At 66.9% G+C, this 15,641-nt stretch carries 15 protein-coding genes; 6 read left to right on the forward strand and 9 right to left on the reverse strand.

Annotated features, from left to right (window positions below):
* Positions 1-13: 13 nt before the first annotated feature.
* Together MG068_RS18955 and MG068_RS18960 are read right to left on the reverse strand one after the other, a co-directional pair.
* The gene (locus tag MG068_RS18955) at positions 14-1,765 is read right to left on the reverse strand and encodes a bifunctional alpha/beta hydrolase/class I SAM-dependent methyltransferase (RefSeq protein ID WP_132810885.1); all 1,752 of its coding nucleotides are present in this window, start codon (positions 1,763-1,765) and stop codon (positions 14-16) included.
* A gap of 34 nt (positions 1,766-1,799) precedes the next feature.
* A complete protein-coding gene (locus MG068_RS18960; RefSeq protein ID WP_132810886.1) occupies positions 1,800-2,417 on the reverse strand; it encodes a CDP-alcohol phosphatidyltransferase family protein in 618 nt (205 codons plus the stop codon).
* Between the two features lie 223 nt (positions 2,418-2,640).
* On the opposite strand from MG068_RS18960, the gene purH reads away from it, so the two are divergent.
* From purH to purD, 3 genes are read left to right on the forward strand one after another with little or no spacing between them, the layout of a single operon-like run.
* Entirely contained in the window at positions 2,641-4,224 is a 1,584-nt protein-coding gene (gene purH / locus MG068_RS18965; protein WP_049423484.1) for a bifunctional phosphoribosylaminoimidazolecarboxamide formyltransferase/IMP cyclohydrolase, read from the forward strand.
* Positions 4,225-4,240: 16 nt separating this feature from the next.
* Positions 4,241-5,119 carry a hypothetical protein gene (locus tag MG068_RS18970; protein WP_071229356.1) on the forward strand — a complete coding sequence of 293 codons (879 nt, stop codon included), beginning with the start codon at positions 4,241-4,243 and terminating at the stop codon, positions 5,117-5,119.
* A 58-nt stretch (positions 5,120-5,177) separates the two neighbouring features.
* Positions 5,178-6,461 carry a phosphoribosylamine--glycine ligase gene (gene purD, locus MG068_RS18975; RefSeq protein WP_071229355.1) on the forward strand — a complete coding sequence of 428 codons (1,284 nt, stop codon included), beginning with the start codon at positions 5,178-5,180 and terminating at the stop codon, positions 6,459-6,461.
* A gap of 113 nt (positions 6,462-6,574) precedes the next feature.
* On the opposite strand, the gene MG068_RS18980 is transcribed toward purD, so the two are convergent.
* The 3 genes from MG068_RS18980 to rpoH form a co-directional block, all read right to left on the reverse strand.
* Positions 6,575-6,907: a helix-turn-helix domain-containing protein gene (locus tag MG068_RS18980; protein ID WP_019338970.1), complete on the reverse strand. Its 333-nt coding sequence runs from the start codon at positions 6,905-6,907 to the stop codon at positions 6,575-6,577.
* Positions 6,891-7,235, reverse strand: a complete 345-nt coding sequence (locus tag MG068_RS18985) for a type II toxin-antitoxin system RelE/ParE family toxin (RefSeq protein ID WP_240792094.1) — start codon at positions 7,233-7,235, stop codon at positions 6,891-6,893. Before MG068_RS18985 ends, MG068_RS18980 begins: the two co-directional genes overlap by 17 nt.
* Positions 7,236-7,449: 214 nt before the next feature.
* Positions 7,450-8,325, reverse strand: a complete 876-nt coding sequence (gene rpoH / locus MG068_RS18990; RefSeq protein WP_005411269.1) for an RNA polymerase sigma factor RpoH — start codon at positions 8,323-8,325, stop codon at positions 7,450-7,452.
* Positions 8,326-8,682: 357 nt separating this feature from the next.
* Here rpoH and MG068_RS18995 point away from each other — a divergent pair, with 357 nt between their 5' ends.
* The 3 genes from MG068_RS18995 (at position 8,683) to MG068_RS19005 (ending at position 12,264) form a co-directional block, all read left to right on the forward strand.
* Complete coding sequence (locus tag MG068_RS18995; RefSeq protein ID WP_032129544.1) at positions 8,683-9,075, forward strand: BlaI/MecI/CopY family transcriptional regulator; 393 nt, start codon at positions 8,683-8,685, stop codon at positions 9,073-9,075.
* A complete protein-coding gene (locus tag MG068_RS19000) occupies positions 9,072-10,598 on the forward strand; it encodes a M56 family metallopeptidase (RefSeq protein WP_132810888.1) in 1,527 nt (508 codons plus the stop codon). The genes MG068_RS18995 and MG068_RS19000 overlap by 4 nt, the downstream gene beginning before the upstream one ends.
* A gap of 130 nt (positions 10,599-10,728) precedes the next feature.
* Positions 10,729-12,264: a serine hydrolase domain-containing protein gene (locus tag MG068_RS19005; protein ID WP_240792095.1), complete on the forward strand. Its 1,536-nt coding sequence runs from the start codon at positions 10,729-10,731 to the stop codon at positions 12,262-12,264.
* Positions 12,265-12,301: 37 nt separating this feature from the next.
* Here the strand turns inward: MG068_RS19005 and ung are convergent, their stop codons facing one another.
* From ung to ftsE, 4 genes are read right to left on the reverse strand one after another with little or no spacing between them, the layout of a single operon-like run.
* On the reverse strand, positions 12,302-13,015 hold the full coding sequence (gene ung / locus MG068_RS19010; protein ID WP_049400766.1) for a uracil-DNA glycosylase: 714 nt from the start codon (positions 13,013-13,015) through the stop codon (positions 12,302-12,304).
* A 9-nt stretch (positions 13,016-13,024) separates the two neighbouring features.
* Entirely contained in the window at positions 13,025-13,867 is an 843-nt protein-coding gene (locus MG068_RS19015; protein ID WP_005411271.1) for a response regulator, read from the reverse strand.
* Positions 13,868-13,874: 7 nt separating this feature from the next.
* Positions 13,875-14,822 (reverse strand): permease-like cell division protein FtsX, encoded by a 948-nt coding sequence (ftsX, locus tag MG068_RS19020; protein ID WP_132810890.1) that lies wholly within the window; start codon positions 14,820-14,822, stop codon positions 13,875-13,877.
* Between the two features lie 3 nt (positions 14,823-14,825).
* A complete protein-coding gene (ftsE, locus tag MG068_RS19025) occupies positions 14,826-15,512 on the reverse strand; it encodes a cell division ATP-binding protein FtsE (protein WP_032129538.1) in 687 nt (228 codons plus the stop codon).
* Between the last annotated feature and the right edge of the window lie 129 nt (positions 15,513-15,641).

Here is a 15,641-nt window from a genome sequence, read left to right on the forward strand (position 1 = left end):
GCGAGCGTCGCCATCACGCGGTCCGGCGCGCCAGCGACACCGTGAAGATGCCGAAGTCGTCGATACGCTGCGCCACCTTCTCGAACCCGGCCAGGCGCACCAGCTCGTCCATTTCCTGCTGGGTACGGCGGCGCATCACCCACGCGGCGCCGCCGCGGTGGCTGGTCAGTGCGCGTGCGATGAACTCCAGCTGCGGGTGCCACGGCTGGCCGGTGTAGGCCAGGTAGCCACCGACCGGCACCGTTGCAGCAATCCCCTGCAGCGATCGCAGCACCGCATCGTTGTCGGGGAACAGTTCGTACAGGCCCGATACCACGGCCAGCGTCGGTGCTGGATCGACCTTGGCCAGCTGTGCCGGGTCGAACGCATCACCCTGCTCGAAGCGCGCGATGTCGGCCGCCCCCAGGCGCTCGATCAAGGCCTGACCCTGGGTGACGTTCAGATCACTGAAGTCGCGCAGCACGATGCGCTCGGCGCGCTGTTCGCCCTGGCCCAGCGCTTCCAGCACGTAGCGGCCATGGCCGGCGGCCACGTCCAGCACGCGCACCGGCGTGCCCTGCCCGCGCAGGCGCTGGGCAGCGTCGCGCAGCAGTTCCTGCAGGTGCTGGCCGCGAATGCGGATGCCGCGCCAGCCGATCGCATCCAGATAGTTGCGATCGACCATGCGCCCCAACGGGCCCTTGCCGCGCGCCTCATCGCGATAGATGTAGTCGAGCGTGCTGCCCGAATCGAATCCGGTCTGCAGACCCAGCGCGATGCCTTCGGACAACGTTCCGCCGAAGCGCAGGCCGCCACGTACCACGCGCCAGCGCAGGTCGGCCAGGCTGTTGCGTTCCGGTGGCCAGGCCAGGATCTCCGATTCTTCGAAAGTCGGCCCATGGCGGTGCGCATCGCGCCGCGACAGTTCGCGCAGCGGCTCGGCGAAACGTGCCTGGATGAAACTGCGGATACGCGCCAGCGCCGGCGCCCGATCGCGCTCGCCCAGCGTGTCGTGGAAGAAGCCCGGCAGATGCACGCGCTCCTTGATCGGGCTGGACAGGCGCTCGTAGAAGCGGTCCTGCGGGCCACGGTGCACCACGAAATCCGAGCCGGACACCAGCAGCTGCACCGGCACGCTGATCGCCTGCGCATCGGCGACGATGCGGTCGGCCGCTTCGTACAGGCCCAGCAACACGCGCACCGAGATCGGCCGGGTGATCAGCGGATCGGTGCGGTAGCTTTCCACCCGCGCCGGATCGTGGGTCAGCCACTGCGGCTTGACGTAGCTGTTGACGAAGAAATTGCCGCGCAGCTTCTGCATCAAGGCCAGGCCCGGGCGTGCGAACGGCACGTACAGCTTCACCTTGAACGCCGGCGAAGCCATCACCAGCGCGCGCAGGCGCGGCGCGTAGTCGTGCACCCAGGTGGCGGCGACCACCGCCCCCACGCTCTGCGCGATCACCACGATGTCTTCCACCGCGATGCCATGCTCGGCGCCGATGTGGGCGATGAAGCTGTCCAGATCACGCACCAGCGCCGGGAAGCCCGGGGCATCGCCACGTGCGCCGGGCGAACGGCCATTACCGCGTGCATCCCAGGCGAAGAAGGCGGTGTCGGGCAGGTCCAGCTCATCGACCAGGTGGGTGACCCGGCCAGAATGTTCATGGCCGCGATGCAGCAGCACGACAGCCTTGGTGGCTGGGGTCGCGGTAGTGCTCGCCCAGTACCGGTAGAACAGCGGTACCTGGTCGAAGCTGTGGAATTCCCGTTCCTGCGCCTGACGCATGCAATCTCCTGATTGTCTTTTTGTATCTGCTTGATTAATTCGGCGAAACCGCCGCTTCCCGCAGTCCGCGACGGACGCGATTGATCATCGTCAGCACGCACAGCACCGCCATGGCCGCGGCCACGCCAGTGACAGTCATCGCAGCCCCCCAGCCGAACGCCAGCAGCAGGCCCAGCACGCCGATGACGAACGCGCGGTCGCTCTTGCCCATCGGGCCGTCATAGCGGCGGCTGGCACCGACCATCAGCCCCAGCACCCCGGCGTACTCGCTCAGGGCCGCCGTCCAGGCCAGCAGCCACGGCGCTTCCGGGCGCACGCCCGGCACGCTGAGCAGGCTCAGGTACAGCGCCGCGTCGGCGATCACATCGCACAGCTCGTTCAGATAGGCGCCCAGCCGCGACTGCTGGCCGAACTCGCGGGCCAGCATGCCGTCCACGGCGTTGAGTGCCATGCGCAGCAGCATCCACAGCGGCAGCAGCAGGTACAGCAGGGGCTGGGCCGGCGCGCAGCACCACACGGCGGCAGCCACCAGCAGCGAGACCACGGCGGCGGCCACGGTCACCGTATTGGCGGTGATCCCCATGCGGTACAGACCGCGAACGGCTGGACGCAACAGGTCCTGGAAACGTCCTTTCAATGCATAGATCGACATGATCCGTACCCGCTGATCCTTGGCAGTGCGGGCACAGCCTACCCCATCGTCGGCAGATTCCGACAACCCGGCTCCGGTCCACAGCCCAGCCCCCGGACCGGTCCGGATCGATGTGCCCGACCCGGCCTTACGTCGATTGCCATGGCAAATTGCCCCTTCCAGCGCCCGCCACCGGCCCCCACCGCCTACAATATCGGCCCCGCTCCGCTGCCGATTCTGTCCCATGACTGCTGATCTGTTGCCCGTCCGCCGGGCCCTCCTCTCCGTTTCCGACAAGACCGGTCTGGTCGAGCTGGCCACTGCGCTGGCGGCACGCGGCGTGGAGCTGCTGTCCACCGGCGGCACCGCCAAGGCGATCCGCGATGCCGGCCTGGCCGTGAAGGACGTGGCCGACGTCACCGGCTTCCCGGAAATGATGGACGGCCGGGTCAAGACCCTGCACCCGATGGTGCACGGCGGCCTGCTGGGCCGTTCGGGCCTCGATGATGCGGTGATGGCCGAGCACGGCATCGGCGCCATCGACCTGCTGGTGCTGAACCTGTACCCGTTCGAGTCGGTCACCGCCAAGGCCGATTGCACCCTGGCCGACGCGGTCGAGAACATCGACATCGGCGGCCCGGCCATGCTGCGCTCGGCGGCCAAGAACTTCGCCCGCGTGGCGGTGTCCACCGATCCGTCGCAGTACGCCGAGCTGCTGGCCTCGCTGGAGGCCAACAACGGCCAGCTGTCGGCTGCCACCCGCTTCGCGTTCTCGGTGGCCGCGTTCAACCGCGTCGCCCAGTACGACGCCGCGATCAGCAACTACCTGTCGGCGGTCACCGCCACCGACGCTGCGGTGCCGGCGCGTACCGAGTACCCGGCACAGATGAACTCCACCTTCGTGAAGGTGATGGACCTGCGCTACGGCGAGAACCCGCACCAGAGCGGCGCGTTCTACCGCGACCTGTATCCGGTGCCGGGCACGCTGGCCACCTTCCAGCAGCTGCAGGGCAAGGAACTGAGCTACAACAACCTGGCCGATGCCGACGCGGCGTGGGAATGCGTGCGCCAGTTCGATGCGCCGGCCTGCGTCATCGTCAAGCACGCCAACCCGTGCGGCGTGGCCGTCGGTGCCGGCAACGGCGATGCCTACGAGCTGGCCTACGCCACCGACCCGACCAGCGCCTTCGGCGGCATCATTGCCTTCAACAAACCGCTGGACGCCGCCACCGCCAAGGTGATCCTGGACCGCCAGTTCGTCGAAGTGCTGATTGCCCCGGACTACGAGCCGGCTGCGCTGGAGTACGCGCAGAAGAAGGCCAACGTGCGCGTGCTGCGCATCCCGCACGGCGATGGCCTGAACAACTTCGACAGCAAGCGCGTCGGCTCTGGCCTGCTGCTGCAGTCCTCGGACAACCGCGGCATGACCCGCGACGAACTGAAGGTGGTCAGCAAGCTGGCGCCGACCGACAAGCAGTTCACCGACCTGCTGTTCGCCTGGAAGGTGGCCAAGTTCGTGAAGTCCAACGCGATCGTCTATGCCAAGGACAACCGCACCATCGGTGTCGGCGCCGGCCAGATGAGCCGCGTGTACTCGGCGCGCATCGCTGGCATCAAGGCCGCCGATGCGAACCTGGTGGTCGAGGGCTCGGTGATGGCCTCCGACGCGTTCTTCCCGTTCCGCGACGGCATCGATGCCGCTGCCGCCGCCGGCATCAAGGCGGTCATCCAGCCGGGCGGTTCGATGCGCGATGCCGAAGTGATCGCCGCCGCCGACGAACATGGCCTGGCCATGGTGTTCACCGGCGTGCGCCACTTCCGCCATTGATCCTGGAGCGACACGGATGTCCACAGTTTCAATGAAATCGCTGGCCGCCCTCGCCCTCGCGGGCGCGGCCATGCTGGCCGGCTGCAAGCCTGCTGTCGAGCCCAGCGCGAGCCCGAAGGCAGATGCGCCTGCGATGGCCCCCGCCTCACCGGCGCAGCATGTCAGCCGCACCGCACGACTGCAGGCTTTCCTGGTCCAGCGCTACGGCAGCAACGCCACGCTCTCCGCTGAATGGCGCGGCAGCTGGACCGACGATGGCGATACCCATGCGGTGGACTGGCAGGTCTGCGCGGAACAACCGGTGGTGAGCGGGGACAGCTGGCAGCAGTTGTTGGCCGTGTGCGGTGCGCTGGTCGATGGCGCGCACATCGACCCGGGAACCATCGAGTTCTTTGTGCTGCGCCCCAAGGGCGATGGCTTCGAGGTGACCAGCGAACTGACCGGCGAGCGCTTCGGTAGCGGCGGCCAGCCCGGCACCGCCAGCATCATCCGCGCCGGCAGTGACTTCTATGGTTTCCGCGTCGAGGACGGCTGGTTCGGGCAGGGCTTCTCGCTGCTCTCGCAGTCGCTGATCCTGCCGGGCCCGAACGGCCTGGTGGCCAGTGGCAGCGTGCGCAGCCATATCGACAATGACGCCCAGTACGAGTGCGACACGGTCGACGCCAGTACCGACCCGGACACCGCCAATGACTGCCGCACCCGCCGCTTCAGCATCGATTTCGCCCTGCGTTTCGACGACAGCGACCGCAGCGCGCGGGTCTGGCCGCTGCTGATCGACGAAACCGGCACCACCTGCGGTGGCAAGCAGGTCCGGCAGCAACACCGCTTCACCCTGGACCCGAAGACCTGGGCCTATTCCTTCCCCGAATCGCTGCGACGCGAAGGCTGCGAGTGAACCACGCGCGCCGCCGGGGATATCGATCTTCCCTTCCCACGCAATCTGGAATCTCGTGATGAACGTACTTGTCATCGGCTCTGGCGGCCGCGAACACGCCCTGGCATGGAAGCTGGCCCAGTCCTCCCGTGTCACCGAAGTGATCGTGGCGCCCGGCAACGCCGGCACTGCCAGCGAAGACAAGTGCCGCAACGTGGCGGTCAAGGTCACCGATATCGACGGCCTGCTAGCGCTGGCACAGGCCGAAGGCGTGGCGCTGACCGTGGTCGGCCCGGAAGTACCGCTGGTGGCCGGTGTGGTCGACCGCTTCCGCGCTGCTGGCCTGCGTATCTTCGGGCCGACCGCCGCTGCCGCGCAGCTGGAAGGCAGCAAGGCCTACGCCAAGGACTTCCTGGCCCGCCACGACATCCCCACCGCGTTCTACGCCGTGCACACCGACGTGGACGCCGCGCTGGCCTACATCCGCGAGAAGGGCGCACCGATCGTGGTCAAGGCCGATGGCCTGGCCGCTGGCAAGGGCGTGATCGTCGCAATGACCCTGGCCGAAGCCGAAGACGCGGTGCGTGACATGCTCTCCGGCAACGCGTTCGGCGATGCCGGTGCACGTGTGGTGATCGAGGAATTCCTCGACGGCGAGGAAGCCAGCTTCATTTCGATGGTGGACGGCGTGCATGCGCTGCCGATGGCCACCTCGCAGGACCACAAGCGCGTCGGCGACGGCGATACCGGCCCGAACACCGGCGGCATGGGCGCCTATTCGCCGGCCCCGGTGGTGACGCCGGATGTGCATGCCCGCGTGATGCGCGAGGTGGTGAACCCGACCGTGCAGGGCATGATCGCCGACGGCATCCCGTTCACTGGCTTTCTCTACGCCGGCCTGATGATCGATGCCAACGGCGCACCGAAGGTGATCGAATTCAACGTGCGCTTCGGCGACCCGGAAACCCAGCCGGTGATGCTGCGCCTGCAGTCGGATCTGGTCGAGCTGGTGGAAGCCGCCATCGACGGCCGCCTGGACCAGGTGGAAGCACACTGGGACGCGCGCCCGTCGCTGGGCGTGGTGCTGGCGGCGAAGCCTTACCCGGAAACGCCGATCAGCGGTGACGTGATTTCCGGCCTGGGCGATGTGCCGGCCAGTGCCAAGGTGTTCCATGCCGGTACGGCATTGGATGCGCAGGGCCAGGTCGTCAGCGCCGGCGGCCGCGTTCTGTGCGTGGCCGCACTGGGCGACAGCGTGCGCGACGCGCAGGCGAATGCGTATGCAGGCGTGGCCAAGGTGACCTGGGCCAACGAGTTCCACCGCAACGACATCGGCTGGCGGGCGATCGCACGCGAAGAGTGACGGCCGCGCCGCAGCCACGCATGGCGTGGCTCTACTGACACTGGGTAGATCCACGCCATGCGTGGATTGAACGCCTCGGAAAAACAAAGGCCCGGCAGAACCGGGCCTTTGCTTTACAGGACTGCTTCGAGTCCCTTCCGATCAATCAGGTTAAGCAACTTCAGTGACGGTCCGCTGGGCTTCTTTTCGCCCTGCTCCCAGCTGCGTACGGTGGAAACGCTGGTATTGAGAACTCCCGCAAAGACCGGCTGACTGAGCTGCAATGACGTACGCAGGGCACGTATCTGGGCACTGCTGTACTCAGGCACCGGCTCAAGGCAAAGCGCTTCGTAGCTGCTCAATCGACGTTTATCGATGAAACCATGCGCGTGCAGACTCACAGCGGCATCATGCACCGCCTCAAGAAGCGCACTTTTCGCGCGCCGTCGCTCAGGGGTCTTCGTCATGGTCGATCTCCTGTAGATCCCCGTACTCCACGGCACGATTCAACTGCGCCGCACTCATTTTCAGGAACTCCGATGCGTACAGCTGCAGCGCATCGCGTTCCGCATTCGTGATTGCAGCACGTTCATTCTTCTCGTAGCCGAAAAGGAAGAACCAATGCCCGCCTCGCTGTGTGGCGACGATGGTTCGGACGCTCCCACGCTTTCCTCGCCCCGGCAAGGCAACGCGCTTCTTTAAGATTCCGCCGCCAAGATCAGCATCCACCAGACCCGCTTCCATTTCACGTACCGACCGGTACAGCGCAGCCTCGGACAGGGTGGTCCTGCGCATGCTGCGATTGAAACTTCGTGTGCGGAAGACGCGTGGCATGATCATACCGTGCCACTGCGTGGTACGGCGTGAACATCAGCATCCAGCACATGATCCGGTCGGCGCAATCACCGCCCTGGCGTCAGAGTAGAGCCACGCCATGCGTGGATGAGAACGCCACCAAAAAGAAAAAGCCCGGCAGTGCCGGGCCTTCTTCATTCCAACGCCTTCCCGCTTACGCGGTGAACAGCGCCTTCATCTTCTTCAGTGCGTTCGCCTCAACCTGGCGGATGCGCTCGGCCGACACGCCGTACTCGTCGGCCAGTTCCTGCAGCGTCACCTTGCTGTCGGCGTCCAGCCAGCGACGGCGGATGATGTCGCGCGAGCGGGCATCCAGTTCCGCCAGGCCTTCGCGCAGCAGCTGCATCTGGTTGTCTTCGCTGTCCTCGCGCTCGTAGGCCATCGACGGGTCTTCGTCATCGGCAACCAGGAACGCAGCCGGCGACGGCGGTGCGTGTTCGTTGTCCTCGTCGGTCGGCGCGTCGAAACCGATATCGCGGCCGGACAGGCGCGACTCCATTTCCATGACTTCGCGCTCGGACACGTTCAGGTCCTTGGCCACCGCGCTCACTTCCGCCGCGTTCATCCAGCCCAGGCGCGTCTTCGACTTGCGCAGGTTGAAGAACAGCTTGCGCTGCGCCTTGGTGGTGGCGACCTTGACGATGCGCCAGTTCTTCAGGATGAACTCGTGCATCTCTGCACGGATCCAGTGCACGGCGAAGGAGACCAGGCGCACGCCCATGTCCGGGTCGAAGCGCTTGACCGCCTTCATCAGGCCGATGTTGCCTTCCTGGATCAGATCACCCAGGGCAAGGCCGTAGCCGTTGTAACCGCGGGCCACGTGCACCACGAAGCGCAGGTGCGAATGCACCAGCTCGCGGGCGGCGTCCAGATCGTTGCCGTCGCGGAAGCGACGGGCCAGGTCCTGTTCGTCATCGACCGACAGCACCGGGATCTGGTGCACGGCACCGATGTAGGCGTCCAGCGAACCGAGCGCACTGGGAATCGGGAGATTGTTTGCCACAAGGGCAGTAGAGGTGTTCTGGCTCATAGGCACCCATCTTAGCAGTCCGGGATTTGGACTGCTAAAGGAGGAAAAAGTTCCAGCATCCTATTGATGCAACACTGGTCCCAAACAGAGCCCTACCGTAGCGCGATTTGATGACAGTGGCGAGCGCGCTTTTCGGGATTCACAATCCCTTGGAATTCAAGCAATTACCTGCCGGAAACCGGCCGATTCCGGTCAAGCGGAGCTGAACGGGCCGTTCTTGAGGCCCATTCAGGCCAGAAGACGTTGCCGGGTGTTCAGGCCCGAAGGCTGAGGGCCGCACCTTTACTACTAAGAAACCCGTTGACAGCCATCCGGCGACATGCTCCGATGCATCAACTAATTCATACGTAGAAGCGCATGGCCCGCCCTGTCTCGCAGAATCCCACCCCCGCCGAGCAGGCCATCCTCGACATCCTCTGGGACAAGGGCGAAGCGTCCGTCCGCGATGTGGCGGATGTGCTCGGCGAACATAAGCCGGTCGCGTACACCACGGTGCTGACGATGTTCAACGTGCTGGCGAAGAAGGGCTTTGTCAGTCATCGCCAGGAAGGTCGCGCCTACATCTATCACGCCACGCTCAGCCGCGAGCAGGCCCGCCGGCAAGCGCTCGACCATCTGCTGCATCAGTTCTTCGACGGCTCACCGAACGTGCTGGCACAGCACCTGGTGGACGAACGCGAAATCGACCGCAACGAACTGCAGGCACTGCAGCAGCGCATCAGCGATGCCAGGGCCGGGAGGAAGGAATGAACCTCATCGACATGGCGATGGCACTGGGCCTTCGGCAGTTGCTGTTGTCTGCCGTTGTGCTGCTGCCCGCGCTGTGGCTGGCATGGCGGCGGGCCCTCAGTGCCGAACAACGCTCCTGGCTGCTGACCGCCGCGATGGCAGCGGCCCTGCTGTTGCCGCTCAGCGCCTTCCTGCCGGGCTGGTCAACCACCCTGCCCGCACCGGCGCCGCCCGCCGCCGCGTTCCACCCCCTGCCCGGCGAAGGCGCAACGGCGGGAGAGGCCATCTTCGAAGCTGGACGGCAGCCCGACATCTATTACGTCGAACTACCGAAGACCCTGCCGACAGTGCTTGCAGTGGTGTGGCTGCTGGGCACCCTGTGGCTGGGCATGCGCCTGCTGGACGCGATGCTGCACGCGCGCCGGCTGCGGCGGCTGGCACAACCGGCGTCCGCCGGACTGCGCGCGGCCCTGGCCGACATCGTGCCCGCCCACGTGACGATCGCCACCTGCGCCGTCGACGGGCCCATGGTGGTCGGCCTGTGGCGCCCGCAGATCCTGCTGCCCCGCCCCTTGCTGGCACGGCTGGACAACAACGTGCTGCGCGACATCGTCCGCCACGAGGTTGCACACCTGGATCGACGCGATCTGTGGACAAGCACGCTGCTGCGGGCGGGAACAGCACTGTTCTGGTGGAATCCACTCCTGCACCTTGCCCAGGCACGCCTGGCGCTACTGCGCGAAATGGCCTGTGATGCACGCGCTGCGATGCAGGCACGCGAACCGCTGGACTATGCAGGCTCGCTGCTGGCCGGTATCGAACAGCTTCAGGCCCTGCGCGAAGAGGCGCCGACGCTTGCACTGGGCATGTTCAGTGCACGCAGCCAGCTGGCGCAGCGCATCGACCAACTGCTGGACGCCCCGTCGTACGCCCCTCGGCGCCGCAGTCTGTTGATGCTGGGCCTGCTGCTTCTGCTGGCCTGCGTCGGCACCGCGGTGGCTGTCTCACCACGACTGGCCTCACCAGCGGCCAGCACCTCCGATACGCGCGTCAACACTCTGCTCCAGGCCGCCAGCACGCATGACGTCGCGCAGGTCCACGCGTTGGCGGTGGCGGGCGTCGATCTCGATGCGCGCGTGCTCGGCGATGGCACGGCGCTGATCCAGGCCATCCGCGCACGCGATCCGGTGATGGTCGACGCCCTGCTGCAGCTGGGAGCCGACCCTGATCGCGCTGCGCTGGGCGAAGGCAATCCGTTGATCGTCGCCTCCGCGCTGGGCCTGCAACCCATCGTCGAGCAACTGGTGCAGGCCGGTGCAGACGTCAACCGGGTCGTGACCTATGACGAGACGCCGCTGATCAATGCCTCGCGCGAAGGGCACCTGGTCACCGTGCAGTACCTGCTCGCGCACGGCGCCGATATCAACCTGGGGGTGGAAGCCGACGGCTGGCTGGGCCGCTGGCGGACACCGTTGAACCAGGCCGGCACCGCGGCCGTACGCGATTACCTGCTGACGCAGGGCGCCCGCCGCGAACGACGCTGACTCCGCCGCCGCATCGCCCTCTGCGCTGCGGCGGCAACCTGTTCCACCCGCAACGATCGGACGCGGCAGGCGTGCGTGGCAACGCCTGCGCCGATCCCAACCCTCTTCCACTCCCGCAAGGATGTCGATGATGAGCCGCCTGTTGCTGTGTTCGCTGCTGGTCTGCCTGACCCCGTTCCACGTGATGGCCACTGACGCCAGCGCAGAAGACGCTGCGCGCTTTGCCCAGGCAATGGCCCATGGCCTGCGCCCCAGCACCGCGCAGCTGGGCGCGGCGCTGCCGCAGTGGTCGATCGAGGAACGCCTTGCCCATTACAAGGTGCCGGGTGCCGCCGTTGCGGTGATCCGCGATGGCAAGGTGGTGTACGCCGCCGGATACGGCCTGCGCCAGGCGGGCACGCACGACGCGGTGGATGCCGATACCGTGTTCTCGGTGGGCTCGGTCAGCAAGATGGGCGCTGCGGCGACCACCCTGAAGCTGGTTGCTGCCGGCAAGGTCTCGCTGGAGGAGAACATCGATCCACGCCTGCGCCGCTGGCATGTGCCTGCCGATGCGCAGGGACTGCACCCGCCGATCAACCTGCGCATGCTGCTCTCGCACACCGCCGGCTTCAATGTGCATGGCTTCCAGGACTACCAGCCCGCCGAACGCTTGCCGACCTTGCTGCAGACACTGGATGGACTGGCGCCCGCAAAGAATGAACCGATACGCCTGATCCACGCGCCCGGCCAGCAGGTCGACTATTCCGGTGGCGGCTACACGGTGGTGCAGCTGGCGATCGAAGACCTGACGGGCAGAGCATTCGCCGACGTCGCACGTCGCGAGGTGTTCGCGCCACTGGGCATGTCCCGCAGCACGTACCAGAGCCCCTTGCCTGCCGGCTACGGCAACGTTGCCCATGCGCACGACAACAAAGGCCTGCCGGAGGCCCTGCCACGCGGCTGGCAGAGCTTTCCGGAACAGGCGGCGTCCGGGCTGTGGACCAGCGCCAACGACATGGGCCTGTTCGTCGCGGCCCTGCTGCGCAGCATCCGCACCAAGGATGGATGGCTGCCGCAGTCATTGGCCCTGCAGATGGTCAGCGAAGTGGCGCCGGCCGGTCGTGGCCTGGGACCGGAGCTCGCCGGCAACGGCGCCAGTCGCCGCTTCTTCCACAATGGCAGCAATGACAGCTATCACGCCGGCATCGAAGGCTACCCGGAGAGCGGCGATGGATTCGTCATCCTGACCAATGGCGACAACGGCCCCGCACTGCGCGGGGAAATCCGCAATGCCCTTTCCGACGCACTCGGCCACAATGCCAAACCAGTCATCCGCACGCTTGACCCGGCGCTTCTGCGCGACAGCTACCCAGGTTTCAGCGGCCACTTCGTACTCGATGGCGCGCTGCCGATGGACGTCCGCGGCGGTCTCGCTGACTGGTTCGAAGCCACGACGTTGGACGTACAGGCAGGCCAAGCGGGACTGGAACTGCGCCTTCCAGGACGGGGCAAGGCCGTCATGCTCCAGGCACTGACCCCTGTTCGCTTCCTCGCCGGCAGCGTAGGTGCGGAGCTGCTGTTCCACCGTGGTGGCGACGGCACGGTCCAAGCCCTCAGCGTGATTGCCGAAGGCGCGCGTGCCTACTATCGGCGCGCGGATATCGCGCCAGCAGCGGGCCACTGATCCATCGCTGGCGGCGCCGGGCTACTGCCCGGCCCGCTCAGAGCGCCGAACGCGGCGGCAGCGACCAGTCGATCGGGGCCTGGCCGCGGCGCTGCAGGTACTCGTTGGCCATCGAGAAATGCTGGCAGCCCAGGAAGCCGCGGTGGGCCGACAGCGGCGACGGGTGCGGCGACTTCAGCACACGGTGGCGGCGGGTGTCGATGACCTTGCCCTTCTTCTGCGCGTACGCGCCCCAGAGCATGAACACCAAGCCGTCGCGTTCGCGGTTGAGCACATCCACCACGTGGTCGGTGAAACCTTCCCAGCCACGCCCCTGGTGGGCACCGGCCTGGCCCTCTTCCACCGTCAGCACGGCATTGAGCAGCAGCACACCGCGCTGCGCCCACGGGATCAGGCAGCCATGGTCCGGACGCGGGATACCGAGATCGCTCTCGATCTCCTTGTAGATGTTCAGCAGCGACGGCGGCACCGGCACTCCGGGCGCCACCGAGAAGCTCAGCCCATGCGCCTGACCGCGGCCGTGGTACGGGTCCTGGCCGAGGATCACCACCTTCACCTGCTCGAACGGCGTGGCATCGAACGCAGCGAAGATCTGCGGGCCGGGCGGGAACACCGCCGCACCGCTGGCCTTGCGCTGGCGCAGGAAGCTGGACAGCTCGCGCATCTGCGGCTGCATCAGGTAATCACCGACATGCTGCTTCCAGCTCGGCTCGAGCTGGATCGTCGGGGTGCCGGCTACTTCATCAATCATCACGCCACTTCATCGAATCAGGGGTCCATCGTTCAACCGGGCCAGGCGCAGCTGGAACAGCACCTTGGTGACCAGCAGGCGCTCTTCGATCGGCTTGAGCACCAAGTCGTTGGCACCGGACTGCAGCAGCCCGGTCTGGTTGTGCGGGTTGCCATCGCCGGTCATCACCAGCACCGGCAGGCGACGCTTGCCGTAGCCGAAGTCCACGCGCACGCGCTGCACCACGTCGCGACCGCTCAGTTCGCCCTTCAGGGTGACGTCGGTCAGCACCAGGTCGATGCGGTGGCGACTGCGGCCCAGCGACTCGGCAGTGAGCAGGGTGAACGCCTCTTCGGCGCTGACCACGTGCAGCACGTTCAACTGCTGGCGTTCCAGCATGCGCTTGGTAGCCTCGGCAACCACGCGGCTGTCCTCGATATAGAGGATGGTGGCGCCGGGAATGGTCTGCGGCTGCACGTAGCCGCGGATGAAGGTCGCCAGTGCCTCGTGGCCCAGCGCCTTGTCGAAATAGTCGGTGACGTACTCGGTGAAGCGGCGCTGCTCCAGATGCTGCTGGGCATCGCCGGAGACCACGATCACCGGCACATAGGCCTGGCCTGCGGCTTCGCGGACCATCCGCGCCAGTGCCAGGCCGTCGCCATCACGCAGGGTCAGCGAGGTGGTCACCAGATCCACCGGCCCCTGTGCCAGCGCCTGCTGTGCGTCCTCGATGCTGTCGCAGCCGATCACCTCCACGCCCGGCAGGTCACGCTGCAGGACGTCGGCGATCAGCTTGCGCACCAGCTTTGACCCATCGACCACCATCACCCGCGTCGCGGGCCCTTCAAGGTGCTTCAGCGCTTGCGGTTGCATGCCGGTCTCAGGTGTCGGTCGGGCGGGTCTGGCGAAGGAAATGGCCGGTCACCAGCCACGCGCCCAGCCAGCCCAGCAGCAGTGTGCCGAGCAGGACCAGGCTGCCATGCAGCAGGTCCAGGCCGTGCAGCACGAACGGGCTGCCGTAGCTGCGGGAGAGTTCGGCCAGCGGCACGCGCAGCGCGGCGCCGGCCGCAGCAATCAGGGCCAGCGCCACTGCGCCGGCACCCAGGCCATACCACGCGCCCAGGTACAGGAACGGGCGGCGGATGAAGCCATCACTGGCGCCGAGCAGCTGCAGCACGCCGATCTCTTCGCGGCGGGCCTGGATGTCCAGGCGCACGGTGTTGCCGACCACCAGCGCGGCGCCCACGCCGAGCAGCACCGACAGCACCTGCACCAGCCGCGCACCGAACGCGAGCCAGGCATCCAGGCGCTGGCGCCACAGCGCATCGTGCTGCACCAGGTCGGCCTCGGGCAGGCTTTCCAGCGCGCGCGCCAAGCGCGCGTCGTCCTTGCCCTGGCCGGGGGTGATCACCAGCAGCGAGGGCAGTGGATTGTCGTTGAGTGCATCGATCGCCTCGCCGAGGCCGGCATCGCGCAGTTCCTGCAGGCCCTGCTCGGGCGTGCGCACGTTCACTTCGGCCACGTCATCGCGATCGCGCAGCTGGCCGGCCAGGCGCAGCGCGCCGGGACCATCGACGTTGCCCTTCAGGAACACGTTGATGTCGCGCGACTGCTGCACGCTGCCGGCGAACTGCTTGAGGTTGTCCAGCGCGATCGACAGGCCCAGCGGCAGGGCCAGCGCCAGCGCCATGACCATCACCGTCAGCAGGGTCGCCCACGGCTTGCGGCAGGCGCGGCCGAGGCTGAACACCACGCTGTGCACGTGGTGCTGGACCCAGACGCCCACACGCGACGGGGCGGCGGCTTCGCTGTTTTCGTTCTTCGCCATCGATTACTCCGCCAGGTCCTGCGGCGAGATGTCATCCACCAGCCGGCCGTGGTCAAGGATCAGCACGCGCTTGCGCATGCGGCGCAGCAGCGGCAGGTCGTGACTGACCACCAGCACGCTGGTGCCGCGCGCGGGCAGCTCGGCGAACAGGGCCATGATCTCCGCCGCCAGGGTCGGGTCGAGGTTGCCGGTCGGCTCATCGGCCACCAGCAGCTTGGGCTCACCGACAATGGCGCGGGCGATGCCGACGCGCTGCTGCTCACCGGCCGACAGCTGCGAGGGCAGCGCCTTCTCGCGATGGCCCAGGCCCATCCGCTCGAGCACCGAGCGCACACGCTTGTTGATGTCGCTACGGCGGGTGCCGCGCAGGATCAGCGGCAGCGCCACGTTCTCGGCGATGGAGCGGTCCATCAGCAGGCGGTGGTCCTGGTAGACCGCCCCCACCGCGCGTCGGTGGCGGGGCACGTCGCCACCGCGCACCTTCAGCAGGTTGCGCTCATCGAACACCACCGCGCCGCGGCTGGGCCGCTCGTCCAGGTGGATCAACTTGAGCAGGGTGCTCTTGCCCGCACCGGAATGGCCGGTGACGAACAGCATCTCGCCCGGCGCGACCTCGAAGCTGACATCGGTCAGTGCCTCGTGGCCACCGGCGTACTGTTTGCTGACATTGTCGAAGCGCAGGACACTCATGCCCCGATTATGCAGGACCAGCGCGACGGATCGGTAGCGCCATCGGTAGTGCCGGCCGCTGGCCGGCAGCTTCGTGGGTTGCCGGCCAGCGGCCGGCACTACCCTGCCCCATGGGGCACCACCATCGGC

Origin of the sequence: Stenotrophomonas sp. ASS1 (assembly GCF_004346925.1) — a bacterium.
Taxonomy (GTDB): domain Bacteria; phylum Pseudomonadota; class Gammaproteobacteria; order Xanthomonadales; family Xanthomonadaceae; genus Stenotrophomonas; species Stenotrophomonas maltophilia_A.

Coding starts and splice junctions, on each gene's coding strand:
- MG068_RS18955 (WP_132810885.1), bottom strand. CDS start 1,765: ATGCGTCAGGCGCAGGAACGGGAATTCCACAGCTTCGACCAGGTACCG.
- MG068_RS18960 (WP_132810886.1), bottom strand. CDS start 2,417: ATGTCGATCTATGCATTGAAAGGACGTTTCCAGGACCTGTTGCGTCCA.
- purH (WP_049423484.1), top strand. CDS start 2,641: ATGACTGCTGATCTGTTGCCCGTCCGCCGGGCCCTCCTCTCCGTTTCC.
- MG068_RS18970 (WP_071229356.1), top strand. CDS start 4,241: ATGTCCACAGTTTCAATGAAATCGCTGGCCGCCCTCGCCCTCGCGGGC.
- purD (WP_071229355.1), top strand. CDS start 5,178: ATGAACGTACTTGTCATCGGCTCTGGCGGCCGCGAACACGCCCTGGCA.
- MG068_RS18980 (WP_019338970.1), bottom strand. CDS start 6,907: ATGACGAAGACCCCTGAGCGACGGCGCGCGAAAAGTGCGCTTCTTGAG.
- MG068_RS18985 (WP_240792094.1), bottom strand. CDS start 7,235: ATGCGCAGGACCACCCTGTCCGAGGCTGCGCTGTACCGGTCGGTACGT.
- rpoH (WP_005411269.1), bottom strand. CDS start 8,325: ATGAGCCAGAACACCTCTACTGCCCTTGTGGCAAACAATCTCCCGATT.
- MG068_RS18995 (WP_032129544.1), top strand. CDS start 8,683: ATGGCCCGCCCTGTCTCGCAGAATCCCACCCCCGCCGAGCAGGCCATC.
- MG068_RS19000 (WP_132810888.1), top strand. CDS start 9,072: ATGAACCTCATCGACATGGCGATGGCACTGGGCCTTCGGCAGTTGCTG.
- MG068_RS19005 (WP_240792095.1), top strand. CDS start 10,729: ATGAGCCGCCTGTTGCTGTGTTCGCTGCTGGTCTGCCTGACCCCGTTC.
- ung (WP_049400766.1), bottom strand. CDS start 13,015: ATGATTGATGAAGTAGCCGGCACCCCGACGATCCAGCTCGAGCCGAGC.
- MG068_RS19015 (WP_005411271.1), bottom strand. CDS start 13,867: ATGCAACCGCAAGCGCTGAAGCACCTTGAAGGGCCCGCGACGCGGGTG.
- ftsX (WP_132810890.1), bottom strand. CDS start 14,822: ATGGCGAAGAACGAAAACAGCGAAGCCGCCGCCCCGTCGCGTGTGGGC.
- ftsE (WP_032129538.1), bottom strand. CDS start 15,512: ATGAGTGTCCTGCGCTTCGACAATGTCAGCAAACAGTACGCCGGTGGC.